Here is a 24687-nt window from a genome sequence, read left to right on the forward strand (position 1 = left end):
GCTCAGGACCAGCTCGGGTGGCCGAGCGTGCTGCCCGCCGGGGTGATCGTCCGGTCGCCCGTGCCGTCCACGCGGGCGGCGCGGACCTCCGGGCGCTCCACCGCCCCCCGGACGTAGCAGATCCAGCGCCCGTCGCGGGACCATCCCGGGTCCATCTCGCGCGCGTCCGTCCGCGCCAGCGGGTGCCCGCCGCTCCCGTCGGCCTTCATCACCCAGATGTCGGCCTGCCCGGACGCCCCGCGCGTGTAGGCGATCATGGAGCCGTCCGGCGACCACGCCGGGTCGACCGCGCGGACGCCGTCCCGGGTGAGCCGCGTCCACGGCCTGTCGGGACGGTCCGGATCGAGGGTGTAGAGCTGCTCGGCGCCGTCCCGCTTGCTCCAGAACACGAGCCGCCCGGTCCTGGACCACATCGGATCGTCCTTGACGGACGCGTCGCCGGTGAGCCGGGTGACCGCGTGGCCCTCGACCGTGACCGTGTAGAGCTGGCCGGTGCCCGGGCCCGCGACGTAGGCGAGCCTCGTGCCGTCGGGTGACCAGGTCACGCGCCCGCCCGCCATGTCGGTGACCTTCCGGGGGGCGCTTCCGTCCGCGTTCATCACCCACGCCGCCGACTCGCCCCCGGCCGTCCGCGTGAACGCGATGCGCCCGCCGTCGGGCGACCGGACCGGCAGCCTGTCGCACGCCGGTCCGCCGACCAGCGTCTTCGGCGCCGCGTCACCGGCCTTGTAGGTGCCGATGTCGGCGTGGCAGGTCTTCGGCCACCCGGGCGCGGTGTCGATCCGGACGAGCATCGGCCCGGTCGGGAAGCCGGTGGCGGCGGCGCGGGGGGCCTGGGGGCCGGGCTTCTCCTTCTCATCCCCTCCCAGGAGCAGGTAGGCGCCGGCCGCGATGCCCACCACGCCCACGAGCGCGAGCGCTCCGCCGAGGACGAACCGCCCGCGCCGCGCCTTCCGCGCCGCGGACACAGGCACCGGGGGAAGCGGCACCGGGGGAAGCGGCACCGGGCGGGGCTCGGCGAGCGTCGGCTCAGGGGACGGCGGCACCGTGACCGGCTCCGGCGGGCGCGGCGGCGGAAGCGGGACGGGCGGCGGCGCCCAGGACGCGCCGAGCGTGGTGGACACGGCGGCCTCGTCACCGCCGCCGACCAGCGCGAGCAGCAGGTCGCGGGCGGACGGGCGCCGCTCCGGCTCCTTGGCCAGGCACGCGCGGACCAGCCCGGCGAGCGGCGCGGGCAGGGCGCCGAGCTCCGGTTCGGCGTGCACGGCGCGGGCCGCCATGATCTGGAACGAACCCTGCCCGAACGGGTTGCGGCCGCTGGCGGCGTAGGCGACGAGGCAGCCCCAGGCGAAGACGTCCACGGCCGGGCTGACCTGCTGGGTGAGGATCTGCTCGGGCGCGATGAAGCCGGGCGTCCCGATGACCTGGCCGGTGCGGGTGTGCGCGCTCGGCTCCTCCAGCGCGCGGGCGATGCCGAAGTCGATCACCCGGGGGCCGGTGATGGACAGCAGCACGTTGCCGGGCTTGAGGTCGCGGTGCACCAGCCCCGCGCTGTGGATCGCGACGAGCGCGGCGGCCACCCCGACCGCGACGCCGTGCAGCATGCCGGGCGACAGCGCGCCGTTCTCCCGCACGTGCTGGAGCAGCGTGGGCCCGTCGATGTACTCGGTGGCCATGTAGGCGAGGCCGCCGTCCTCGCCGTGGTCGAGGACCTGCGCGGTGCAGAAGGAGGCGACCCGCTGGGCGTTGGCGGCCTCGTCGTGGAAGCGCGCGAGGAACATCGGGTCGCTCGCCAGCTCGGGCTGGACGACCTTCACCGCCACCGGCCGCCCGTCCGGGCCGCGGCCGAGGTACACCGCGCCCATCCCGCCCGCGCCGATCCTGGCCTCGATCCGGTACGGCCCGACCCGGGCCGGGTCGTCCGCGCGCAGTTCTCCCGGGGCGGTCCCGCCCGCCGGATGAGATCTCGGGCTCTCCATCGGCGATCCTTTCGCCCCCCGCAGAGCCGCGTCCTGGCGGCCGCCACGCGACGGCACGCGGCCCCCTCCGGCCCCAACGATGGCAGAGGACGGGGCGTCCCGGCCAGACCCCGGGCCCGTGCCGGTGGGTTCCGGTAAAGGTCAACGGTTGCTCAAGTCCGGCCCGGCGCACGGCAAAACTCCGTCACCCGCCCCGAAGACGGAGATCCGTGCCGCACAGCGGGGCATACTCTGCGAACCAGGCGGATCAACTCAAGATCGAACCCATGCGGCTCGGTGGGGAGAACCCGTGATCGACCCATGGACCCGGGCGAGGGCCGCGGCGGTGGCCGTGCTGCTCTGCGTGCCGCTGGTCGAGGGCTGCTCGGGCGACGCCGACCGGCCCAGCCGCGCCGCCACCGACGACACCGCCGTCCGCGCCGTCGACCCCGGCGCCGTCCCCGGCGTCACCGCCGTGACGCGCGTCGAGCAGGGCGCGGCGCGCCGCGTCTACGCCGCCTACCCCCGCGTCCCGGACGCCGAGCCGCTGACCGACCGGCTCGCCGCCGTGGTGGAGGAGCAGATCCGCCCCTTCACCGCCCACACCGCCGACGCCGAGCCGCTGCCGGGCGGCGGGCTGCCGGAGCTGAACGTGCAGTGGTCGCTGACCGCCGCGTCCCGGCAGATCGTGGGCGTGCGGCTGGTGACCTGGCAGTTCCTCGGCACCTCCGGCGGCGAGTCGCGGCGCACGCTCTGGTACGACGGCGTGACCCGCACCGCGCACCCCTCCGCCGACCTGATCGCCGGACGCGTCGGGCTGACCGCGCTCGCCCGGCACGTCCGCGACCGGCTGGGCTCGCGGGCCAACCCGGCGCAGGTGCGGCCGGAGCCGCAGACGTTCCCCTCGCTCGGCTTCAACGACGAGGGCGACCTCGTGGTGGAGTTCAGCGACTACACGGTCGCGCCCGGGTCGGCGGGGCGGGTCGCCGTCGCGCTCGGCCGCGAGGTGACCGAGCCGCTGCTGTCGGCGTTCGGGCGGCGGGCGCGGGACGCGGCGCTCGCGCCCCCGGTCGGCCGCCCGCCGCCCACCCGCGAGCTGGCGGCGGCGCGCCCGCCGCCCGCCAGGGTCGACTGCGCGAGCGCCAAGTGCGTCGCGCTCACCTTCGACGACGGCCCCGGCCCCCGCACGCGGGACGTGCTGGCCGCCCTGGAGGCGCGCCGCGCCCGCGCGACCTTCTTCGTGGTCGGCGACAACGCCGCCGCCGACCCCGGGCTGGTCCGCGCCGCCGCCGAGGCGGGCCACGAGTTCGGCAACCAGACCCAGAGCCACCGCGACCTGACCCGGCTGCCGACCATGCAGATCAACTCCGACGTGCAGCGGACGCAGGACGTCCTGCGCCGCGCGATCGGCCGCTGCGTCACGCTGATGCGGCCCCCCTACGGCGCCACCAGCAGCACGGTCGCGGGCGTCGCGAAGTCGCTCGGCCTGGTGCAGGTGCTGTGGAGCCTCGACCCGGGCGACCTGCGCGAGCGCGGCGCCGGGAGGATCGCCGACCGGGTCGTCGAGCGGGCCCGGCCGGGGGCGGTCGTGGTGCTGCACGAGAACCACCGGCCGACGGCGGAGGCCGTCCCCGCCATCCTGAAGCGGCTCGCCGCGAAGGGCTACACGTTCGTGACCGTCTCGGAGCTGATGGCGGGCCACACGGTGCAGCCCGGCGGCCAGTTCTCCGGCATGTGACCCGGCCTACCCATGTTCCGCCGGCACGGGTCAGCGGAAGTCGCGGGAGCGGGAGCGGCCCGGGACCGGCAGCCGCCGCAGCCGTGTCGCGCGGACGTTGGCGACGCCGTCCGCCCGCTCCAGCCGCCCGCCGACCAGCAGCGCCTGCGCGTCCACGGCGAGGCCGCGGTGCCGCTGGAACACCGGCGGCGGGCACACGACGTTGACGATGCCCGTCTCGTCCTCCAGCGTCATGAACACGATGCCGCCCGCCGTCGGCGGGCGCTGCCGGTGGGTGACGAGCCCGGCGACGAGGACGTTGGTCTCGCCCGGGACGTCCGCGAGCCGCTCCGACGACAGCGCGCCGAGCTCGTCCAGCGCCGCGCGGACGTGCGCGACGGGATGGGTGTGCGAGACGCCCGTCGCCCACAGGTCCGCGAGCGTCTCCTCGATCGGCGTCATCGCGGGCAGGCCGGGCGCGGCGGCGCCGGGCGTGACGCCCTCGATCCGGCCGGGCCCCGACCCCGCCAGCGCCCCGGCGGCCCACAGCGCCTCCCGGCGCGTCACGCCGAGGCGGCCGAACGCCCCGGCGGTCGCCAGCGCCTCAAGCGCCGCCGCCGACACCGGGACGCGCCGGGCCAGGTCCTCCATGCTCGCGTAGGGACGTCCCGCCGCGATGGCCTCGGCCGTCTCGGTGCCCAGGTTGCGGACCCCCTCCAGGCCGGCCCTGATCGCGGGCTGGGGTGCGGCGGGCGCGTGCGGGTGGGGGCTGTCGACCTCGACGGGCTCCTCCAGCGTCGGATGGACGCCGCTGGCGTTGACGTCCACGCCCCGGACCACCACCCCGTGCCGCCGCGCGTCCGCCAGCAGGCTCTGCGGGCTGTAGAACCCCATCGGCTGGTTGCGGACGAGGGCCGCCGTGAACGCCGCCGGGAAGTGCCGCTTCAGCCAGGCGCTCGCGTACACCAGGTGCGCGAAGCTCTGCGCGTGCGACTCGGGGAACCCGAACCCGGTGAACCCCAGGATCTTCTGGTAGACGTCCTCGGCCACGTCGGCGGGGATGCCGCGCGCGGCCATGCCGTCCAGCAGGCGGCGCCGGAGCCGCTCCACGCGCTCGGGCGCGCGTTTGGCGCCCATCGCCTGCCGGAGCTGGTCGGCCTCGGCGGGGGTGAACCCGGCGCAGTCCACGGCGAGCTGCATCATCTGCTCCTGGAACAGCGGGACGCCGAGCGTGCGCGACAGCGCGGGCTCCATCAGCGGGTGCGGGCACGTCGCGGGCTCCAGGCCCTTCCGGCGGCGCAGGTACGGGTGGACCGACCCGCCCTGGATCGGCCCGGGGCGGATCAGCGCGACCTCCACGACCAGGTCGTAGAACTCGCGGGGCCGCAGCCTCGGCAGCGTCGCCATCTGCGCCCGCGACTCGACCTGGAACACCCCGACCGTGTCGGCGTCACTCAGCATCTCGTACACCTGGGGGTCGTCCGGCGGGATCGACTGGAGGTCGTGGCGGGGCCCGTGGTGCTCGGCGACGAGGTCGAAGCAGTCGTGCAGCGCGGCGAGCATGCCGAGGCCGAGCAGGTCGAACTTGACGAGCCCGGCGGCGGCGCAGTCGTCCTTGTCCCACTGGAGGACGCTGCGCCCCGGCATCGTCGCCCACTCGATCGGGCAGATCTCCCCGACCGGGCGGTCGGCGATGACCATGCCGCCGGAGTGGATGCCGAGGTGCCGGGGGAGCCGCAGCATCCGGCCCGCGAGGTCCATGACGGGCGCGGGCACGTCGGTCTCGGTGCCGACCGGGTCGCGCGGGTCGATGCCCTTGGACCACGCGTCCTGCTGGCCGGGGGAGAAGCCGAGCGCGCGCGCCGCGTCCCGGACGGCCATCCGCGGCCGGTAGCTGATGACGTTCGCGACCTGCGCCGTGCACTCGCGCCCGTACTTGCGGTAGACGTACTGGATCGCCTCCTCGCGGCGGCGGTGCTCGATGTCGAGGTCGATGTCGGGCGGGCCGTCGCGGCCGGGGGACAGGAACCGCTCGAACAGCAGCCCGTGGTGCACCGCGTCCACGCCGGTGATGCCGAGCGCGTAGCAGACCGCCGAGTTCGCCGCCGACCCGCGCCCCTGGCACAGGATGCGCTCCCGCCGGCAGAACTCGACGATGTCGTGGACGATCAGGAAGTAACCGGGGAACCCGAGCTGCTCGATGACGTCCAGCTCCCGGGCGATCTGCGCGTACGCGCCCGGGACGCGCTCGGCCCCCGGCGTGCCGTAGCGGGCGAGCGCGCCCTCGGCGACCAGGTGCCGCAGCCAGCTCGCCTCGGTGTGCCCGTCCGGCACGGGCCAGTCGGGGAGCCGGGGCGCCATCACCTCGAACCGGAACGCGCACTCGGCGGCCAGCGCGACCGTCCGCTCGCGGACGCCGGGGAAGCGCGCCAGCCGCGCCGCCATCTCCGCGCCGTCGCGCAGGTGCGCGGTGCCGCCCGCCGGGAGCCAGCCGACCATGTCGTCCAGGCCGCGCCGGGAGCGGACGGCGGCCATCGCCTGCGCCAGCCGCGCGTCCGGGCCCGGCGCGGCGAAGTGCACGTTGTTGGACGCGACGACGTCCACGCCCGCCCGTGCGGCCAGCGCGGCCAGGACGTCGTTGCGGTGGTCGTCGTCCGGCTGGTCGTGGTCGACCAGCTCGACGAACACGTTCTCCCGCCCGAACATCCCGGTCAGGCGGCCCAGCTCCCGTTCGGCTGCGTCCGGGCCCTCCGCCTCCAGCGCGGCCGGGACGTGGCCCTTGCGGCAGCCGGTCAGCACCGCCCACGTCCCGTCGTGGGCGGCGGCGAGCGCGTCCAGGTCGTAGACCGGGCGGCCCTTGCGCCCGCCCGCGAGCTGCGCCGCCGTGATCGCCGAGCAGAGCCGCGCGTAGCCGGACGCGCCGCGCGCCAGCACCAGCAGGTGCCGCCCCGCCGGGTCGGGCTCCCCGGCGCGCGGCCCCGGCAGGCCGAGGCCGAGCTCCGCGCCGAACACGGTGCCGATGCCCGCCTCGTCAGCGGCGCGCGCGAACTGCACCGCCCCGTACATGCCGTCGTGGTCGGTGATCGCCATGGTCTCGACGCCGAGCCGCGCCGCCTCGGCGACGAGCGTCTCGGGGTGGCTCGCGCCGTCGAGGAAGCTGAACGAGGAGTGGCAGTGCAGCTCGGCCCACGGCACGCTCCCCGGCGCCACCGGCGCCCCCGCCGCACGGTGCGGGGCGGGCTCCGGCGCGGGCTCCGGCGGCGCGGCGGACGGGCGCCACGACAGCCGCTCCTCGAACTCCCGCCACGGCACCGGCGGGTTGTTCCACCCCATCAGAGCCCCTCAGTCATAGGACGCCTCCACATGCCACCGGCCGCCCTCGACCGCGAGCAGGTAGGCGGCGCCGTCCTCGGTGACGACCTGGAACCTGGCCAGCCGCCGCGACCGCGCCGGGTCCCACCAGCGCTCGTCGGCGGGCCACGGCCCGGTCCAGCCGGTCACCGCCGCCGTGCCGCCGCCGAACGCCAGCGCGGCGGGCGGCGCGGACACCGCGCAGCGCGCCGACACCACGACCGGGCCCCCGGCGGCGTCCACGACCTCGGCGGACGCGGCGCGCGGCGGGACGGCGGCGGGCGCGGGCGCGCCCACCCGGCCCGGCCAGGGGCCGTCCGGGGCGCCCGCCGGGGGCAGGTCGCCGACCGGCACCCGCACGACCCGCTCGCCGGGGCCGCGCCCGCCCGCCAGCACCGGGCGGGTGATCCCGTGGTGGCCCAGCAGCGCCTGGACGCGGTCGGCGGCCCGCGCGACCCGGTCGGTGACCGCCGTCCCGCCCCACAGGCCCTCCTGCCGCCCCACGTCCGGGACGAGCTGGTCGGGCGCCAGCTCCAGCCACGTGACGCCGCCCCACACCGCCTCGTCCTCCGGCGGCGCCTCGACGCCGTCGGGGTCGGTGCCGGGCACCGGCCGCTCGCTCCGCCACGCCGAGAGCTGCCAGCGGACCCGCTCGGCCACCGCCAGCGCCGACAGCCGGCCGTCGTGCCGCCACAGCCGCCGCAGCACGTGCCCGTCGGCGAACCCGACCGAGGTCTCCAGCCGCACGCAGGTCAGCCCGCCCGCCGCGAGCCCCTCGTGCAGCTCGCCCGCCAGCCGCTTGGCCGCGAACACGACCTGCTCCGCGCGCGCGGCGGGCGGGTCGAGGTCCGCGCGGACCGACAGGTCGGGGACGCCGGGGACGGGCGCGGGCGGGCGCGGCTCCTCGCCCCGGGCCAGCCGGTGCGCGAGCGCGCCGTCCGCGCCGAACCGCCCCGCGACGTGCCCGGACGGCAGCGCCGCGAAGGCCCCGAGCGTCGCCACCCCGAGCCGCCGCAGCAGGTCCGCCAGCTCCGGGCGGTCGAGCACCGACAGCGGGTACGGGGCGAGGAACGCCGCCGCGCCGCCCTCGGGCACCACCACGCCGCCCTGCCCGGCGCGCGCCGCGAGTTCGGCGGCGAACAGCCCGTCGGCGACACCGGACCCGCAGTCGTACCCGGCCTCCACCACCATGTCCTGGACGAGGACGCGCAGCGCCTCCTCGCCGCCGTAGAAGCGGGCGGGCCCCCGCGCCGGGATCGCGCACAGCCCCGGACGCACCACCTCCACCCTCGGCGTCAGCTCCGCCACCGCCGCGACGACGGCCTCGAACAGCCGCCCCTCGGCGCCGGTGTCGCGCTCGCGGACGACCAGCTCCGGGCAGCGCCGCTGCGCGTCCCGCAGCCGCTGCCCGCGCCGCACGCCCTGCGCCCGCGCCGCCGCCGTGCACGCCTCCACCCGGCCCCGCGCGACGGCCGCGCCGGGCGTCGCCGCGTCCACCCCGGCCGCCGTCGCGGGCCAGTCCGGGCACCACACCACCAGCACGCGCGTCACGCGATCTCCTCCCCGGCCACCGTGTGCACCGGCCCGCCCGCCGACACCGGGCCGCCCACCGGCTTCAGCGCGGGGACGGTCTCCGCCGGCGCGACCGCGCCGTCCGCGTCCGGGAACCACAGCCGGACGCGGCGCGCCGGCCCCGGCCCCTCCGCGACGACGTCGGCCAGGCGCCCGCGCAGCCGCCCGTGCCCGTCGCCGAGGCCGTGCCAGGCGACGTCCTCCAGCCGGAGCCGCAGCCGGGTCCCCGGCCAGGCGTCCGCGAAGGCGCCGGTCAGCGTCAGCACGCAGCCGTGCCTGCGGGCGAGCGCCGACAGCCGCCGGACGGCCGCCGCGCCGGGCCGCTCCGGGGGCCGCAGCAGGATCAGGCCGACCGCCTCGGCGAGCGCGGCCACCACGTCCGGCCAGCGGTCGCCGGGCTCGTCGACCAGCAGCAGCCGCTCGGGCACCGCGCCCATCCCGGCGGCGGCGAGGACGCCGAACTCGGGCAGCCCGACGACGCCGCACCAGCCGCCCGGCCCGTCCTCGCCCTCCGGCGCGGTGGCGCCCGCCGCGAGCGCCGCCCCGAGCGAGGCCGCGCCCAGGCCGGTCAGCCCCACCACCGACCCCGGCCGCAGGACGCCGCCCGGGACCAGCGCCCGCAGCGCGGGCAGCACCGGCACGCCGGACCCCTCCGGCGCGCCGGCCGCGATCCCCCGTAGCGCCGCCTCCGGCACGGACGTCCCTCCCTCCGCTGCTCCGCACCAATTTCGAACACAGATTCGATCTGTGTCAAGTTCTCGCAGGTCAACCGGGGGAACGTGACGACCCGCAAAGCCCGACGCCATCGGGCTTCGGGCGGATTTGCGGCAGAATGACCCGGCATGGAGACCGAGCCGCCGGCGGTGGAGTGGACGGGCGACGGGCTGCGGTTGCTGGACCAGACCGTCCTGCCCGGCCGGGTGGAGTACGTCGTGGTCCGCGACGTCGGGACGCTTGTGGACGCGATCCGGCGGCTCGTGGTGCGCGGCGCGCCCGCGCTCGGCGTCGCGGGCGCGTTCGGGGTGGCGATCGCCCTGCGCGAGGCCGCCCGCGAGGGCTGGGACGCGGCCGCGCTGGAGGAGGCGGTCGCCCGGGTGCGGGAGGCCCGCCCCACGGCGGTGAACCTCGCGGCGGGCGTCGACCGCGTCCGCCCGCTCATGGGCGCGGGCGCCGAGGCCGTCGCGGCCGAGGCCCAGGCGCTCCTGGACGAGGACGTGCGCGGCAACCGGGCGATCGGCGCGCTCGGCGCCGACTGGATCCTGCGCCGCCTGGGCGACCGGCCGCTGCGCGTGCTCACCCACTGCAACGCGGGCGCGCTCGCGACGGCGGGCTGGGGGACGGCGCTCGGCGTCGTCCGCGAACTGCACGCCCGGGGCCGCGTCGAGATGGTCTACGTGGACGAGACGCGCCCGCTCCTCCAGGGCTCCCGGCTGACCGCGTGGGAGCTGGCGCGGGCGGGCATCCCGTGCGCGGTCCAGCCCGACGGCGCCGCGCCGAGCACGCTGCTGCGGGGCCTCGCCGACGTCGCGGTCATCGGCGCCGACCGGATCGCCGCCAACGGCGACACCGCCAACAAGATCGGCTCGCTCGGGGTGGCGCTGGCCTGCGCGGCGGCGGGCGCGCCGCTGGTCGTCGCGGCGCCGTGGAGCACGGTCGACGCCGCGCTGCCCGACGGGCGGGGCGTCCCGATCGAGGAGCGCCCCGCCGCCGAGGTGCTGACCTGGAACGGCGAGCCCACCGCCCCGGCCGGCGTGGCCGCCCACAACCCCGCCTTCGACGTCACCCCCGCCCGCCTGGTGACCGCGCTGGTCACCGAGACGGGCGTCCTGGAGGTGTCGTCGGGGCGGACGCCGGGGGCGGCCCGTCCCGCTAGGGGGTGAGGGTGCGGGTCGCGGCGCGCAGGCTCGCGTTCAGGTGCCGCTCGTAGGCCCGCGCCGTGGCCGGATCCTTGTCGACGAACAGCGCGTCGTACAGGGCGGGCAGCCGCTGCGTGGCGTAGCCGGTGTCGATGCCGGGCGCGTAGATCTGGTGCCGGTACCAGGGCCGTCCGGGCAGCCCCGCCGAGGTCAGCAGGTCGCGCTCGGCCTGCATGATCTTGGCGTTGAGGCGGCGGAACTCGGCCGTGTCACCCGCCCGCAGCGCCGCGTCCGCGCGGGCCTGCAACGCCTCGGCCGCCCGCTCCCACGCCTTGGCCTGGTCGACGTCGCGGGAGACGTCCACGACGACCGTGCCGAGCCGCTTGCGCTGCTCGGCGGTGAAGTCGGCGAGGTACTGCGCGGTCTCCGTCGCGTACGGGCGGTACCCGAGCGGGACGACGTCGGCGTTGGCCAGCCGCAGCGTCGAGATCCCCACCAGCCGCGTCATCGCCGCGTGGTACTCCCACGTCGGGTCGCCGAAGTGCGACATCCAGTAGAAGTCGTCGCAGGAGCAGTGGTAGTTGCCCCCCGACCCCGTGGACGACGCGCCGAGGTCCAGCGCGGGCACGCCGTAGCGCTGGAAGAACGCCTGGAAGTCCGAGCCGCCACCGATCCGGGAGATCGGCGTCCTGCCCTTGTTCTGCGCCTTCCACGCCTCGTAGAGCGTCCCGTCGGTGCCGGGCCAGCGCACCTCCTTGGACGCGTCCACCACGAACCCGTCCAGCGCGGGCGTCGCGGCCGGGCCGAAGTTCGAGCCGCCCGCGCCGTCCATGTTGACGTAGGCGACGGCGTTCCGCAGCCGCCCGGCGCGCTCTTCGGCGTACTCGGTGGAGCCGAACAGCCCGTACTCCTCGCCGTCCCACGTGGCGAGGACGATCGTCCGCTTCGGCCGCCAGCCCTGCTTCAGCAGCGTGCCGAGCGCCCGCCCGACCTGGACCACGTTCTCCGCGCCGGACAGGTTGTCGGAGCTGCCGTAGGTCCACGCGTCATGGTGCGCGCCGAGGATGACCTCCTGGTCGGGGCGCTCGCTGCCGGGGATGCGCACGGTCACGTCCCACAGCGGCCGGACGCTGAACGTGTTCTTCAGATCCAGGTGGACCTGGGTTCCTCCAGGCCCGAACCGGTAGGGGAACTTCAGCCCGCCCTGCCACTCCTTCGGGACCTCCGGGCCCGTCAGCGCCTTCAGCAGCGGCTCGGCGGCGCCGTAGGAGATCGGCATCGTCGGGACGAGGCCCTTCAGCATCGGCGCGTCGGCCGGGTCGATCCGGTGCGCGCCCTTCACCGCGGGCCAGCCCGGGGTCTGCGGGTCGCCCGCGGCGAGCTGGATCTGCGCGACGCTGCCGCGCTGGATGCCGTCCGCGGGGCGCCACGGCCCCTCCGGGTACACCTTGCCCCGGGTGAACCCGTCGTCGGCCGGGTCGGAGTAGATCAGCACGCCCTTGGCGCCGTGCCGGGCGGCCTCGCGCGGCTTGATGCCGCGGAACACCGACCCGTACCGGACGAGGACGATCTTGCCCTTGACCGAGACGCCCTTCTCGGCGAGCAGCGCGAAGTCCTCGGGCCGCCCGTAGTTGGCGTACACGACCTCGCCCCGCACGTCACCGGACGGCGACATCCCGTTGTGCCCGGGGATGACGTCCTCGAAGTGCTTCTGCCAGGGGCGCGCCTTCTCCTTCACCGGTAGCGAGACGCGCTGCGGCGCGGTCATCTCGACCTTGACCCGTTTGGGCATCGACAGGTACGCGTAGTAGGTCTTGACCTCGGGTTGCAGCCCGTAGGACTTGAGCCGCTTGACGATGCGCTGGACGCGCCGCCAGTCGCCGGTCGTGGTCGCGAGCCCGGGCTCGCTCGCCAGCTCGGCGTCCAGGTCCCGGGCCAGCGTCCCGGACGGGATGCCGCTCAGCAGCTTCTCGTACTGCCGCTCCCATCTGGCGTTCTTCTGGGTGAAGCCGGCGATCGGCTCGTCCCCGCCGGGCGGGGCCCCGCCCGGCGAGGCGGACGCGGGCGCGACGACCGCGCCGGCGAGGGTGACGGCGAATGTGACGAGCGGCGCGCAGAGCGCCGCGAGGGCCGGGGTTCGAGAGCGGAACACCAGCGTTACCTCCGGATGTTCGCGGGGACGGTGCGCCCGGAACGTACGTCGCGGATCGGCGAAGATCTAGATCAACTGCCGGATCCGGCCACCGCCCGCGCGGGATCGGCCATCATGATTGTCGTGCCGAGCCCCTCGTCCTCCCCGTCCGCCACGCCGACGCCCCCGCCTTCGGGGGCGCCCGGAGCGGTGACGCTGGAGGCGGTCCTGGAGCGGGTCACCTACGCCAACGAGGACACCGGCTACACGGTCGCGCGCGTCGCGACCGACCGGACCGGCGCCGACCTGCTCACCGTCGTCGGCGCGCTGCTCGGCGCGCAGGTCGGCGAGAGCCTGCGGCTCACCGGGCGGTGGCGCTCGCACCCGAGGTTCGGACGGCAGTTCGAGGTCGACTCCTACACGACCGTGCTGCCGGCGACCGTGCAGGGCATCCGCCGCTACCTCGGCTCCGGCATGATCAAGGGGATCGGGCCGGTGATGGCCGACCGGATGGTCGCGCACTTCGGCACCGACATCCTCCGGATCATCGAGGAGGAGCCCGGCCGGCTCGTCGAGGTCCCCGGGCTCGGCCCGAAGCGGACCAGGCGCATCGCCGAGGCGTGGGAGGAGCAGAAGGCCATCAAGGAGGTCATGGTCTTCCTCCAGGGCGTCGGCGTCTCGACCTCGCTCGCCGTGCGGATCTACAAGAAGTACGGGGACGGCTCCATCGACACCGTGCGGCGCGAGCCGTACCGGCTGGCGGCGGACGTGTGGGGCATCGGGTTCAAGACGGCCGACACGATCGCGCAGGCCGTCGGCATCCCGCACGACAGCCCCGAGCGGATCAAGGCCGGGCTCCAGTACACGCTGTCGGAGGCCGCCGACGACGGGCACTGCTTCCTGCCCGAGCCCAACCTGGTGACCTCCGCCGAGAAGATCCTCGGCGTGCCGCGCGAGCTGATCGTCCCGGCGCTGGACGAGCTGGCCCGCGAGGAGGGCGTCGTCCGCGAGCCGATCCCCGGCGCGGGGGAGGACGCGGCGACGATCCCCGCCGTCTACCTCGTCCCCTTCCACCGCGCGGAGCGCTCGCTCGCCCGGGGCCTGCGCGAGCTGCTCGACGCGCCGGAGGACCGGCTGAAGGCGTTCGCGGACGTCGACTGGGACCGCGCGCTCCCGTGGCTGAAGAAGCGCACCGGCCAGGCGCTCGCCCCCGAGCAGGAGGAGGCCGTCAGGCTCGCGCTCACCTCCAAGGTAGCGGTGCTCACCGGCGGGCCCGGCTGCGGCAAGAGCTTCACCGTCCGCTCGGTGGTGGAGCTCGCGGCGGCCAAGCGCGCGAGGATCGTGCTGGCGGCGCCGACCGGGCGGGCGGCCAAGCGGCTCGCCGAGCTGACCGGGCACGAGGCCGCGACCGTCCACCGGCTGCTCCAGCTCCAGCCCGGCGGCGACGCCAAGTTCGACCAGGACAACCCGCTCGACGCCGACCTCGTGGTCGTCGACGAGAGCTCGATGGTCGATCTGATCCTCGCGAACAAGCTGGTGAAGGCGATCCCGCGCGGCGCGCACCTGCTGCTGGTCGGCGACGTCGACCAGCTGCCCTCGGTCGGCGCGGGCGAGGTGCTGGCCGACCTGCTCGCGGCCGAGCCGATCCCGCGCGTCCGGCTGACCCGGATCTTCCGGCAGGCGCAGCGGTCGGGCATCGTCGTCAACGCGCACCGCGTCAACTCCGGCGAGCACCCGCACACGCGCGGCTACGACGACTTCTTCCTGTTCCCCTGCGACGAGCAGGAGGAGGCCGCCGAGGTGACCGTGGACGTCGTCGCCCGCCGCATCCCCCGGAAGTTCGGCCTCGACCCGCGCCGCGACGTCCAGGTGCTCGCGCCGATGCACCGGGGCGCCGCCGGCGCGGGCGCGCTGAACACGCTGCTCCAGGAGGCGCTCACCCCGCACGACGACGCGCGCCCCGAGCGCCGCTACGGCGGCCGCGTCTTCCGGGTCGGCGACAAGGTCACCCAGCTCCGCAACAACTACGACAAGGGCGAGGCGGGCGTGTTCAACGGGACGGTCGGCGTCGTCACCGCCGTCTCCCCCGAGGAGCAGACGCTGACCGTCCGCACCGACGAGGACGAGAGCGTCGACTACGCCTTCGACGAGCTGGACGAGCTGACCCACGCCTACGCCATCACCATCCACCGCTCGCAGGGCAGCGAGTACCCGGCGGTCGTCATCCCGCTCACGACCGGCGCGTGGACGATGCTGCGCCGCAACCTCCTCTACACCGGCGTGACCCGCGCGAAGAGGCTGGTCGTGCTGGTGGGGTCGCCGCGCGCGCTCGCGGCGGCGGTCCGCACGGCGGGCGCGGGACGCCGCCACACCGCCCTCGCCCACCGCCTCAGCCCTTGACGGTCAGTCCTTGACGGTCAGCCGGTCCAGGCGCAGGCCGGTGAAGGCGTTCGAGGCGACCCCGCGCACCCGCTCGGACCACACGAGGTGGTCGTGCGCGGACCACAGCGGCATCGCGGGCATGTCGCGCAGCAGCGCGCTCTCGGCGAGCCGCGCCGGGATCACGCCGTCCTCGGCGGACGCGGCCGCCGCCGACTCGCCGAGCAGGCCGGTCGCGTAGCCGTCGGCGTAGCCGGTCCCGGCGTCCAGCAGCGGCGTGAGGGACGCGAGCGGCGCGGGGTAGGCGGCCGTGGCGTGGACGGCGTACGGGCCGTCGACCTGGCGGTCGTCCACCGCCTTGCGCAGGTCGGCGACGGGTTGCGGGCGCGCGTCCAGCCCGAGCTCCTTGCGGAGCTGCTCGGCGACGGCCTTCACCCAGCCCTCGTCGCCCGAGCCCGTCTGGTACCAGATCCGCAGCGGCCCGGTCAGGCCGCCGGCGTCCTTCAGCGCGGCGGTCGCGGCCTGCGAGTCGTGCAGGCACAGCCGGCACTGGCCGTCGCGGTGCCCCGGCAGGATGCCGGGCGCGATCAGCGAGTCGGAGGGGGAGTACTGGTGGCCGAGCACGCCCTCGGTCACCGCCGGGCGGTCGATCGCCATCGACAGCGCCGTCCGCACGGTGGGCGAGGCCAGCCGCTCCACCGGCGCGGGGAACCCCAGGTAGGTCACGCTCCGGCCGGGGACGGCGAGGTGCCGGCGGCGGAAGTCGGTGTCCATCGACTCGTGCCGCGCGGGCGGGACCCCGGTCGCGACGTCCAGGTCACCGCCCTGGACGGCGTTGTACTGGCGCGCCGCGTCCGCGATCGTCTTCACGACGATCTCGCGGCCGCCGGACGGGCGCCGCAGCACGATCTCCGCGCCGGTCCGCGCCGTGATCCGCAGCGGGCCGTTGCCGACCGGCAGGCGCGCATAGGACGCCCAGTCCCGCGACCTGAGCACGCCGTCCGGCAGCGGCAGGAACGCCGGGTCGCCGAGCAGCGCCGGGAACCCGCTCAGCGGGCCGTCGAGCGTGACCTCGAAGGTCCGGTCGTCCTTGACCTTCAGGCCCGCGACGCCGTCCGCGCCCGGCTCGCGGGCGCCCTTCACCCGCGCGACGTCGGTGAACAGCCGCGCGCCCGCCCACCTCTCGCGCAGGACGGCCGTCCAGGCGTCGGTGAACGAGCGCGAGGTGACCGGTGTGCCGTCGGAGAAGCGGCCGCCGGTGCGCAGCCGCACCGTCCAGACCTTCCGGTCGCCGCTCGTCACCGACTCGGCGGCGCCCGGGACGGGCGCGCCCGAGGCCGGGTCGTAGGTCATCAGGCCCGTCCACACGGCGTTCGCGATCATGCGGCCGGTCGCGTCGCGGACGTCGCCGGGCAGCAGCGTCGCGGGCGCCGCCGCGCCGACCGAGATCCGCGGGTCGGCGGGATCGCTCCACGCCTTGAGCGCCACGACCGGCGCCACCAGCATCACGACGGCGCCGGTGACCAGGGCGGCGGTGCGCGGGGCGCTCTTCAACGGCCTCTCCCGGGAGGTCGGGGGCGGGACGCCGGGAAGCGTACGGCACCGCCGGGCGGCGGCGGAAGAGCGACCATGGGCCTACCGGCCCCCCGATCATGACAGGCATCATCTGCCCTTACGCTCCTGTTGCCAATTCGTGACATACCGCCCTGTTGATCACGGTTCGCCTACTCGTCACACTGACGCTGCGCAGATCGTTTCGAAAGTGAGGCGCCCATGCCACCCCGCGACAACCCCCGCAGCTCGCGCCGGGCACGACGGCTGGCCCAGGGCGGTGGCGCCGTCGCGGCGTCGCTGGCACTGATGGCCGGCACCGCCTGGGCATGCCCGCCCGAGCCCGGAGCCCCGCCGAGCGGGGCCAAGGCCGAGGCGCAGAGCGAAGGCTCCGGCGGCCATTCCGGCCACTACCACCGCGCCGGCGCCACGACCACCGAGCGCTCGGAGTCGATCAAGAACGTGCGGCGCGTCGGCGGCGTCCCGGACGCCAAGGGCGCCATCTCGCTGATGTTCATCGACTACGGGCACGGCCGCCACAAGCGCACGGTGATGTACGCGACCGGCCAGTTCGGGCTCAAGGCCTACGACATCACCGCCGACCCCCGCGTCCCCAAGCTGGTCGGGCAGCTCAACATGCCCGGCATGTGGGAGACCGAGGACACCGACTTCGACCCCAAGCGCAAGATCATTTACCTGTCCCGCGACCCGCGCGCGTTCGGCGGCACCACCGCCACCGGCGAGTCCGGCGTGTACGTCATCGACGCCTCGCGGCCCGAGAGCCTGCGGCAGATCACCTACGTGCAGGTTCCGGCCGGGCACACCACCACGTGCGTCAACGACTGCCAGTACCTGTGGACGGGCGGCCCGTCCAAGGCGAGCTGGATGCCCGCCGACTGGGGCGGCCGGCCCGTGTGGGTCACCGACGTCCGCAACCCGGCCAAGCCGGTCGTCCACAAGGACCCGATCGACACCGGGCGCAACGACGGCAAGACCGACTACACCCACGACATCCAGGTCGACTCCGACGGCGTCGCCTGGGCGTCCGGGCGCGGCGGCGTCCGCGGCTACCACACCACCGGCCGCCACTACGACCCGCTGAAGCGCAAGTGGCGCCGCGCGAGCGCCGTCGACCCCGTCCCCTACGCGGGCGGCGGCCTCGACGAGGCCACGACGAACTCCACGTTCATGCACAACAGCTACCGGGCCGTCGGCCGCACCCGGAACCAGGCCGCCGACCCGCGCCGCTGGGGCAACGGGAAGCTGCTGTTCGTCACCGAGGAGACGTTCAACGAGGGCTGCGCCAACGACGGCCTGCTCGTCATCGCCTCGCTGCGCGGCTCCTACGACGGCCAGGGCTGGCGTTCCACGCCGGAGAAGAAGTTCCGCCTCCAGACGGTCGCCACCTGGGGCGTCGCGGGCAAGGAGGGCAGCGACCCCGATCCGAAGCAGGACGACTGCTCGGCGCACTACTTCGACGTCCGCGACGGCGTGATCGCCCAGTCGTTCTACTCGCAGGGCACTCGCTTCCTGGACGTCCGCGACCCCACCAACCCGCGGCAGATCGCCTACTACCGGCCCGCCGACGCGGCGTCCTGGCAGCCGTACTGGCACGGCAGGTACGTCTACGTCGCCGACAACACCCGGGGCATCGACGTCCTGGAGCCGACCTTCCGCTGACTCCCCCCACCCGCGCGGAGGCCCGTCCCAACCCCCCAGGGGCGGGTCTCCGCCCCCCGCCCCCCGCTGTCGGCGGATGCCGCCGGCGGGGTGCTAGCGGTGGTAGTGGTAGGGGCTGTCGGAGTCCCGGGCGTTGCGCTCGGCGGCGGCCACCGCCGACTCGGCGGCCCTGCGCAGCCGGTGCCCCGCCTGCCGGACGACCTGCACCGGCCGCTCCGGCAGGTGCCGGGTCGCGTCGCGGTGCCGCCGCCAGTGCTCGCGGGCGCGGGCGCGGCGCTCGACCCGCAGGTGCCCGAGCAGCCGGTCGAGGTTCATCGTGACCTCCCCGTACAGCGGCCACGGGTCGCCTGAGGCGGCACGCTCGTGCAGTTCCCGCGTCAGCCGCGCGCGGCGCTCCCGCGCGATGTCGACGCGGACCTCCAGGTCCTGCTCGGCCTTGAACGGGCGGGCGTCGCGGTCCAGGTCGGAGCGGGCGAGCCGGCCGTAGGCGGCGATGCTCTCGGCGATGCCGGCGAGGGCGTCGGCGAGCTTGGGGCGCAGCACCGGGTCGGTGAGCAGCCGCCCGTGCCGGCCGAGCCGCTCGTCGTCGGCCAGCGACCGGGTCAGCCCGCGCAGCGACAGCGTGAAGTGCTCCATGGTCTCGACGGCGTCGCGCAGCGCGACGCCCGCGTCCACCAGCCGCCGCGCGCGGGGGTTGAGCCGGACGCTCTCCTCGGCCGCGCCGAGCGCCTGGTCGGTGCGGGCGAGGTCGCGGGCGAGCCGCTCCGCCTGGTCCTGCCAGCGCGCGGCCTGGCCGGGCTCCGGCTCGCGGTCCAGGCCGCCCGCGATGTCCTCGATCAGCTCGCGCAGCCGCTCGGCGATGGACTGGACGGCCTCCTCGGCGGGACGCACCCGCACCGAGGGCACCAGCAGCGTCGCCGCGAGCCCGGTCGCCGCGCCGATCAGCGTCTCCAGGAACCGCTCGGCCGCGCCCGACTCGCTCGCCGCGCCCAGCGCGAAGATCAGCATCGTGCTGATCGGCACTTCGAGGATGTGCTCGCCGAGCCGGAGCACGTTCCCGATGACCAGCGCGGCGCCGATCGCGAGCCCGAGGCTCCACCAGGAGAACCCGACGGTACTGGCGAACAGCACCGCCACCAGCACCCCCGAGGTCACCGACGCGACCCGCAGCACGCTCGACTTGATCGTCTCGTACACCGAGTACTGGACGACGAGGAGCGCGGTCAGCGGTGCCAGCAGCGGCTGCGGACCGCCCTCGGGCAGCAGCGCCAGCGCCAGCACGAACGCGGCGACGGCGGTGAGGGTCAGGCGGGCGATGCGGTAGGCGGTGGGCAGCGCCTCCGTCGCCACCTGGATCGGCGGTGGACGGTCGGTACGGTCTCGGCGAAGGAACGCGAGCGGCATCGTGGCAATCGGGTGTGGGGTCGTGGACTGTGGTGGGGAGCCCGGTCGGACGACCGGACATTTCACCCAATGGGGTTCAGGTCCCCGATCCTTCCCGTCCTAAAGCAAAAACCGGTCAAAACTCAGGTTCGGGGCGGTGCCGGGCGCGGAAGGCGGCCACGTTCGTCCGGTTCGCGCAGGTCTCGGAGCAGAAGCGGCGGCGGCCCGCGCGGGAGGTGTCGGCGTAGACGCGGTCGCAGCCGTCGGCCGCGCACACCCCGGTCCGGCTGAGGCCGTGCTCGACGACCAGCTCGGCGAGGTTCATCAGCGTCGTCGCGCGGAAGCGGTGCGGCAGCCGGGACGAGGGCGGCGCGTAGTGCATGTGCAGCCCGTGCGGCTCGTGCACGGCCAGGTGCGGATGCATGGGGACCTCCAGCATCAGCTCGTTGAGCAGCCGCATCGCGTCCTCGACCGAGGCGGCCTCGAAGAAGGGGCGCAGCGTCGCGCCCCAGCGGCGGAACTCCTCGGCGTCGCGCGCCTCGAACTCCCGCCAGAAGAACTCGTTCTCGCGCAGGAGGCGCTGGAGCGCCTCCTGCGAGGCGTCACCGCCCGCGCTGGTCACCGCGTTGACGAGCGCCACGGCGGCGGCCACCCCGTGGCTTCTGTACCCAGTGATCCGCATTGCCCCGGCTCCCGCTCCCATGCCATGCTGTAAACGACATCTTAGCTATAACCCTTACAGTTTCGTGAGGACGCGCGGTGGAGGAATGCCCACGCTGTGGCTGGCCCCAGACCCAGGTGTACGAGGTGCTCTCGCGCCACCTGACCTCGGAGGGCGTGGTGAGTTACACGCGCTGCGCCTGCGGGGAGGTGCAGGTGCGGGTCCAGCCGTTCGGCCCCGGCGCGGTCGTGGGAGCCCGCCCGGAGGACTCCTCCGAACCGTCCTAGGCCGGCGCGGGGGCTAGTGGCGCCAGCGGGTGGCGGCGGCGATCTGCCGCGGCGTCGCGCCGTCCAGCAGCGCGATCTCGCCCCTCCGGACGGTCGCCACCGTGTCGGCCACCTCCTCGCCGAGCGCCGCGCGCAGCACCCCGTCGGCCTCGAACGCCGCGACCGCCTCCCCGAGCGAGGACGGCAGCGCCGCGACGCCCCGCTCGTCCCGCTCCTCCTCCGACAGCGACGCCGGATCGGCGTCCACCGGCTCGGGCAGCCGCGCCCCGGAGGACAGCCCGTCGCGCCCGGCGGCCAGCAGCGCCGCGAGCGCGAGGTAGGGGTTGGCGGCGCCGTCGAAGCACTTGACCTCCAGGTTCGCCGCCTCCGCCCGCTCGCCCTCGGCGCCGGCGACCAGCCGCAGCGCCGCCTCCCGGTTCTCCAGCCCCCAGCAGGCGAACGCGCCCGCCCAGTGCGAGGGGACCAGCCGCAGGTAGCTCGCCACCGACGGCGCGCCCACCGCGAGCAGCGCGGGCAGCCGCCGCAGGATCCCGGCGCCGAACGCCTCCCCGGCGGGCGTCAGCCCGTACGGTCCGGCGCCGCCCGCCATCGCGTTGCCCGCGGCGGCCGGGTCCTCGCCGCCGTCGTGGCGCCACAGGCTCAGGTGGACGTGCGCGCCGTTGCCGACCGCCTCCGCGTCGACCTTGGGGGAGAACGAGGCGATCAGCCCGTGGCCCATCGACACGGCCCGGATCGTCTCCCTGACCAGCACCGCGGTGTCGGCGGCGCCGACCGGGTCCTCGGCGGCCACCGACACCTCGTACTGCCCGGCCGCGTACTCGGGGTGGAGCTGGTCGACGCGGACGCCCGTCGCGTCCAGCGCCTTCAGCAGGTCGCGCAGGTAGCCCGACAGCTCGCTGATCCGCGTCATCCCGTACGCGGGGCCGTGGCTGGCGGGGGAGAAGCCGTCGCCGTGGCTCTCCGACACCGCCCACTCGATCTCGAACGCCGTCCGGACGCCCCACCCGTCCTCGGCCAGCCGCTCGGTCTCGCGGCGCAGCAGCGCGCGGGTGTCGAGCGGATGGACGGAGCCGTCCTGCGCGTACCGGGAGGCGGGCGCGTGCGCCCAACCCGGCAGCGCGGCCAGCGGGACGAGCCGGTCCAGGTCGGGGTGGAGCCGCAGGTCGCCGGTCGGCCCGCCGATGTGGCGGCCGGACACGATCGAGTCGTCCAGCAGGAAGACGTCGAACACCGGAGACATGCCGACACCCCAGGCGGCCGCGTGCTCCAGCCGCGCCACCGGGACGGTCTTGGTACGCGTGATCCCGCTGACGTCCACCCAGGTCAGGGCGACGGCGACGACGTCCTGCCCGGCGAGGCGGCGGGCGGCCTCGGCGGCGCGGGCGCCGAGCCTGGCCCGCTCGTCCCCGTCGAGCGCGCCGAGCGGGGCTGCGGAGTGTCCGGAGTCTTCCACGATGAGGCTCTCCTGAGGAGTCGGCGAGGGGCGGGACCATGCGGGCGCGGCCGAGTCATCGTGGGGAGCGACCCCCCACGCCCCCCGGCACTTGCCCGTAGGGGCATCGTAGGAACAACGACCGCTCGATTTCAGGGACGGAGGCGGGTGTCGTGCTCCAATGGCCGGAGTCGCCGCGACTGGCCGACCACCACTGCCACGGCGTCCTCGACCGCGAGCTCGACCGCGCGGGGTTCGAGGCGCTGCTCACCGAGGCCGAGACCGGCGGGCCGCCGGGCGTGAGCCCGTTCGACTCGCAGATCGGCTTCGCGCTGCGGCGCTGGTGCCCGCCCGTCCTGGACCTGGACGCGCACGCCGCGCCGGACGACTATCTCGCGCGCCGCGCCGAGCTGGGCGCGGCCGAGGTCAACCGCCGGTTCCTGGCCGCCGCCGGGCTGGAGTCGCTGTGCGTGGACACCGGGTACACGCCGGAGGCGATCCTCGACCCGCCCGGCCTCGGACGGCTCGCCGGCGCCCCCGCGTACGAGATCGTCCGGCTGGAGACGGTCGCGGAGCGGGTCGCGGCGGACGGCGTCGCGGCGGCGCGCTTCGCCGACGAGGTCCGCTCCCGGCTCGCGGCGCGCGGCCCGTCGGTGGTCGGCGCCAAGTCGATCGCCGCCTACCGGGCGGGGCTGGAGATGGCGGGCGAGCGGCCGTCGGCCGCGCGGGTGGCGGAGGCGGCCGGGCGGCTGATGCGCCAGGACGCGCCGCGCGTCCACGATGAGGTGCTGCACCGGTTCCTGGTGTGGTGCGCGTCCGACGCGGGCCTGCCGGTGCAGTTCCACGTCGGGCTCGGCGACGTCGACGCCGACCTGCGGCGCGGCGACCCGCTGCTGCTCCTGGACCTGCTGCGCGCGCTGGCGGACGCCGGGACCCCCGCGATGCTGCTGCACAACTACCCCTTCCACCGGCGGGCGGGCTATCTCGCGCAGGTCCTCCCGAACGTGTACGTGGACGCCGGGCTCGCCACCCACAACCTCGGGCACCGCGCCCCGGCGCTGCTCGCCGAACTGCTGGAGCTGGCCCCGTTCGGGAAGGTGCTGTACTCCTCCGACGCGTTCGGCCTCGCGGAGCTGTACCACCTCGGCGCGGTGCTGTTCCGGCGCGGCCTCGCCGGGATCATGGAGGAGGGGGTGCGGGACGGCGCGTGGACGGCGGCCGACGCCGACCGCGTCGCCGCGCTCGTCGCGTCCGGCAACGCCCGCCGCGTCTACGGGCTCCCCGCCCCCGGATAGGCTCGTGATGATCACGGGAGGAGCGGCGACATGGCAGGACGCGAGCGGCTGCTGGTCATCGGGGGCGACGCGGCGGGGATGAGCGCCGCCTCGCAGGCGCGGCGCCGCCGCGGCCCGGACGAGCTGGAGATCGGCGTCGTCGAGCGCGGGCGGCACGCCTCGTACTCGGCGTGCGGCATCCCCTACCTCGTCGGCGGCGACGTCGAGGACGAGTCGAGCCTCATCGCCCGCACGCCGGAGGAGCACCGCGAGCGCGGCATCGACCTGCGGACGCGCACCGAGGCGACCGAGATCGACCTGTCCGGCGGCCGGGTGCGCGTCCGCGACCTGGAGGGCGGCGCCGAGCGCTGGGAGCACTACGACCAGCTGATGGTGGCGACCGGGGCCGTCCCCGCGCGCCCGCGGCTGCCCGGCGCCGACGCGGAGGGCGTGCACGGCATCCAGGTGCTGGACGACGGGATCCGCGTCCGCCGCGTGGTGGAGCGCGACAAGCCGCGCCGGGCCGTGGTCGTCGGCGGCGGCTACATCGGGCTGGAGATGGCCGAGGCGCTGGTGCGGCGCGGCCTGGAGGTGTCCCTCGTGGACGCGGCGGACCAGCCCATGGGCACCCTCGACCCCGACATGGGAGCGCTCGTCGCCGACGCGCTGCGCGGGGTGGGCGTCAAGCTGCGCCTGGGCGAGCCCGTCGAGGGCTTCGACACCGAGGACGGGCGGGTGACGGCCGTCCGCACGGCGGACCGCGCGCTGCCCGCCGACCTGGTCGTCCTCGGGCTGGGCGTGCGGCCGGGCAGCGACCTGGCGCGCGCGGCGGGGATCGAGACCGGCCCGACCGGCGGCATCGTCACCGACCGGCGGATGCGCACCCGCACCGAGCGGGTGTGGGCGGCGGGCGACTGCGTCGAGAACCGCCACCTGGTGTCCGGCGCGCCCGTCGCGATCGCGCTCGGCACGCACGCGAACAAGCAGGGCCGCGTCGCCGGGATCAACATCGGCGGCGGGTACGCGACGTTCCCGGGCGTGGTGGGCACGGCCGTCGCCAAGATCTGCGAGTACGAGGTCGCGCGCACCGGGCTGAACGAGCGCGAGGCCGAGGCGGCGGGGTTCGAGGCGCTCAGCGTCGTCGTCGCGTCCACCACCCGCGCGGGCTACTACCCGGGCGCGACCGAGATGCGGACCAAGCTGGTCGCCGAGCGCCGCTCCGGACGGCTGCTCGGCGCGCAGATCGTGGGCCGGGAGGGCGCCGCCAAGCGCGTCGACGGCCTGGCCATCGCACTGTGGCACGGTATGACGGTCGAGGAGATGACCGGCCTGGACCTCGGGTACGCGCCGCCGTTCTCGCCCACCTGGGACCCGGTGCTGATCGCCGCGCGCAAGGCCGCCGAGCGCGTCGAGGAGGACCTGCGCTCCGCGCCCTGACCTGCTGATCCGTCGTTT

The 24687-nt window shown here is 75.8% G+C and carries 16 protein-coding genes; 7 read left to right on the plus strand and 9 right to left on the minus strand.

Annotation, left to right across the window (positions count from 1 at the left end; genetic code table 11):
• Positions 1–2 precede the first annotated feature (2 nt).
• Positions 3–1979, minus strand: a complete 1977-nt coding sequence (locus KLI87_RS26090) for a protein kinase (RefSeq protein WP_214619046.1) — start codon at positions 1977–1979, stop codon at positions 3–5.
• A gap of 289 nt (positions 1980–2268) precedes the next feature.
• Here KLI87_RS26090 and KLI87_RS26095 point away from each other — a divergent pair, with 289 nt between their 5' ends.
• A complete protein-coding gene (locus KLI87_RS26095) occupies positions 2269–3696 on the plus strand; it encodes a polysaccharide deacetylase family protein (protein ID WP_214619047.1) in 1428 nt (475 codons plus the stop codon).
• Positions 3697–3726: 30 nt separating this feature from the next.
• Here the strand turns inward: KLI87_RS26095 and KLI87_RS26100 are convergent, their stop codons facing one another.
• From KLI87_RS26100 to KLI87_RS26110, 3 genes are read right to left on the minus strand one after another with little or no spacing between them, the layout of a single operon-like run.
• A complete protein-coding gene (locus KLI87_RS26100; RefSeq protein WP_214619048.1) occupies positions 3727–7008 on the minus strand; it encodes an error-prone DNA polymerase in 3282 nt (1093 codons plus the stop codon).
• Between the two features lie 9 nt (positions 7009–7017).
• Positions 7018–8577, minus strand: a complete 1560-nt coding sequence (locus KLI87_RS26105; protein WP_214619049.1) for a DNA polymerase Y family protein — start codon at positions 8575–8577, stop codon at positions 7018–7020.
• Entirely contained in the window at positions 8574–9293 is a 720-nt protein-coding gene (locus tag KLI87_RS26110) for a hypothetical protein (protein WP_214619050.1), read from the minus strand. The genes KLI87_RS26105 and KLI87_RS26110 overlap by 4 nt, the downstream gene beginning before the upstream one ends.
• 147 nt (positions 9294–9440) lie before the next feature.
• Here KLI87_RS26110 and mtnA point away from each other — a divergent pair, with 147 nt between their 5' ends.
• Positions 9441–10478 carry an S-methyl-5-thioribose-1-phosphate isomerase gene (gene mtnA / locus KLI87_RS26115; protein ID WP_214619051.1) on the plus strand — a complete coding sequence of 346 codons (1038 nt, stop codon included), beginning with the start codon at positions 9441–9443 and terminating at the stop codon, positions 10476–10478.
• Here mtnA and KLI87_RS26120 read toward each other — a convergent pair.
• The gene (locus KLI87_RS26120) at positions 10468–12606 is read right to left on the minus strand and encodes a M28 family peptidase (protein ID WP_156215508.1); all 2139 of its coding nucleotides are present in this window, start codon (positions 12604–12606) and stop codon (positions 10468–10470) included. The genes mtnA and KLI87_RS26120 overlap by 11 nt on opposite strands.
• 114 nt (positions 12607–12720) lie before the next feature.
• Here KLI87_RS26120 and KLI87_RS26125 point away from each other — a divergent pair, with 114 nt between their 5' ends.
• Positions 12721–14985, plus strand: coding sequence for an ATP-dependent RecD-like DNA helicase (locus KLI87_RS26125; protein ID WP_214619052.1), 2265 nt, complete (start codon positions 12721–12723; stop codon positions 14983–14985).
• A gap of 3 nt (positions 14986–14988) precedes the next feature.
• Here the strand turns inward: KLI87_RS26125 and KLI87_RS26130 are convergent, their stop codons facing one another.
• Positions 14989–16518, minus strand: coding sequence for an ABC transporter substrate-binding protein (locus KLI87_RS26130; RefSeq protein WP_214619053.1), 1530 nt, complete (start codon positions 16516–16518; stop codon positions 14989–14991).
• 219 nt (positions 16519–16737) lie between these two features.
• Here KLI87_RS26130 and KLI87_RS26135 point away from each other — a divergent pair, with 219 nt between their 5' ends.
• Positions 16738–18195, plus strand: coding sequence for an LVIVD repeat-containing protein (locus KLI87_RS26135; protein WP_214619054.1), 1458 nt, complete (start codon positions 16738–16740; stop codon positions 18193–18195).
• 93 nt (positions 18196–18288) lie between these two features.
• On the opposite strand, the gene KLI87_RS26140 is transcribed toward KLI87_RS26135, so the two are convergent.
• Positions 18289–19545, minus strand: coding sequence for an aromatic acid exporter family protein (locus KLI87_RS26140; protein WP_308166173.1), 1257 nt, complete (start codon positions 19543–19545; stop codon positions 18289–18291).
• Positions 19546–19714: 169 nt separating this feature from the next.
• Entirely contained in the window at positions 19715–20230 is a 516-nt protein-coding gene (locus KLI87_RS26145) for a CGNR zinc finger domain-containing protein (RefSeq protein ID WP_308166174.1), read from the minus strand.
• 155 nt (positions 20231–20385) lie between these two features.
• Here KLI87_RS26145 and KLI87_RS26150 point away from each other — a divergent pair, with 155 nt between their 5' ends.
• Entirely contained in the window at positions 20386–20526 is a 141-nt protein-coding gene (locus tag KLI87_RS26150; RefSeq protein ID WP_214619055.1) for a hypothetical protein, read from the plus strand.
• A gap of 13 nt (positions 20527–20539) precedes the next feature.
• Here KLI87_RS26150 and KLI87_RS26155 read toward each other — a convergent pair whose 3' ends face one another.
• A complete protein-coding gene (locus KLI87_RS26155) occupies positions 20540–21979 on the minus strand; it encodes a glutamine synthetase family protein (protein ID WP_214619056.1) in 1440 nt (479 codons plus the stop codon).
• Between the two features lie 152 nt (positions 21980–22131).
• On the opposite strand from KLI87_RS26155, the gene KLI87_RS26160 reads away from it, so the two are divergent.
• Both KLI87_RS26160 and KLI87_RS26165 read left to right on the plus strand, forming a co-directional pair.
• Positions 22132–23253, plus strand: coding sequence for an amidohydrolase family protein (locus KLI87_RS26160; protein ID WP_308166175.1), 1122 nt, complete (start codon positions 22132–22134; stop codon positions 23251–23253).
• Between the two features lie 30 nt (positions 23254–23283).
• The gene (locus KLI87_RS26165; RefSeq protein ID WP_156215515.1) at positions 23284–24669 is read left to right on the plus strand and encodes an FAD-dependent oxidoreductase; all 1386 of its coding nucleotides are present in this window, start codon (positions 23284–23286) and stop codon (positions 24667–24669) included.
• The last annotated feature ends 18 nt before the right edge of the window (positions 24670–24687 follow it).

Origin of the sequence: Actinomadura sp. NEAU-AAG7 (assembly GCF_018603865.1) — a bacterium.
GTDB lineage: Bacteria > Actinomycetota > Actinomycetes > Streptosporangiales > Streptosporangiaceae > Spirillospora > Spirillospora litoris.

What these genes read in the sequence shown, in the direction of transcription:
- KLI87_RS26090 (WP_214619046.1), bottom strand. Translation starts at nt 1,979, where the DNA reads ATGGAGAGCCCGAGATCTCATCCGGCGGGCGGGACCGCCCCGGGAGAA.
- KLI87_RS26100 (WP_214619048.1), bottom strand. Translation starts at nt 7,008, where the DNA reads ATGGGGTGGAACAACCCGCCGGTGCCGTGGCGGGAGTTCGAGGAGCGG.
- mtnA (WP_214619051.1), top strand. Translation starts at nt 9,441, where the DNA reads ATGGAGACCGAGCCGCCGGCGGTGGAGTGGACGGGCGACGGGCTGCGG.
- KLI87_RS26125 (WP_214619052.1), top strand. Translation starts at nt 12,721, where the DNA reads ATGATTGTCGTGCCGAGCCCCTCGTCCTCCCCGTCCGCCACGCCGACG.
- KLI87_RS26135 (WP_214619054.1), top strand. Translation starts at nt 16,738, where the DNA reads ATGCCACCCCGCGACAACCCCCGCAGCTCGCGCCGGGCACGACGGCTG.
- KLI87_RS26165 (WP_156215515.1), top strand. Translation starts at nt 23,284, where the DNA reads ATGGCAGGACGCGAGCGGCTGCTGGTCATCGGGGGCGACGCGGCGGGG.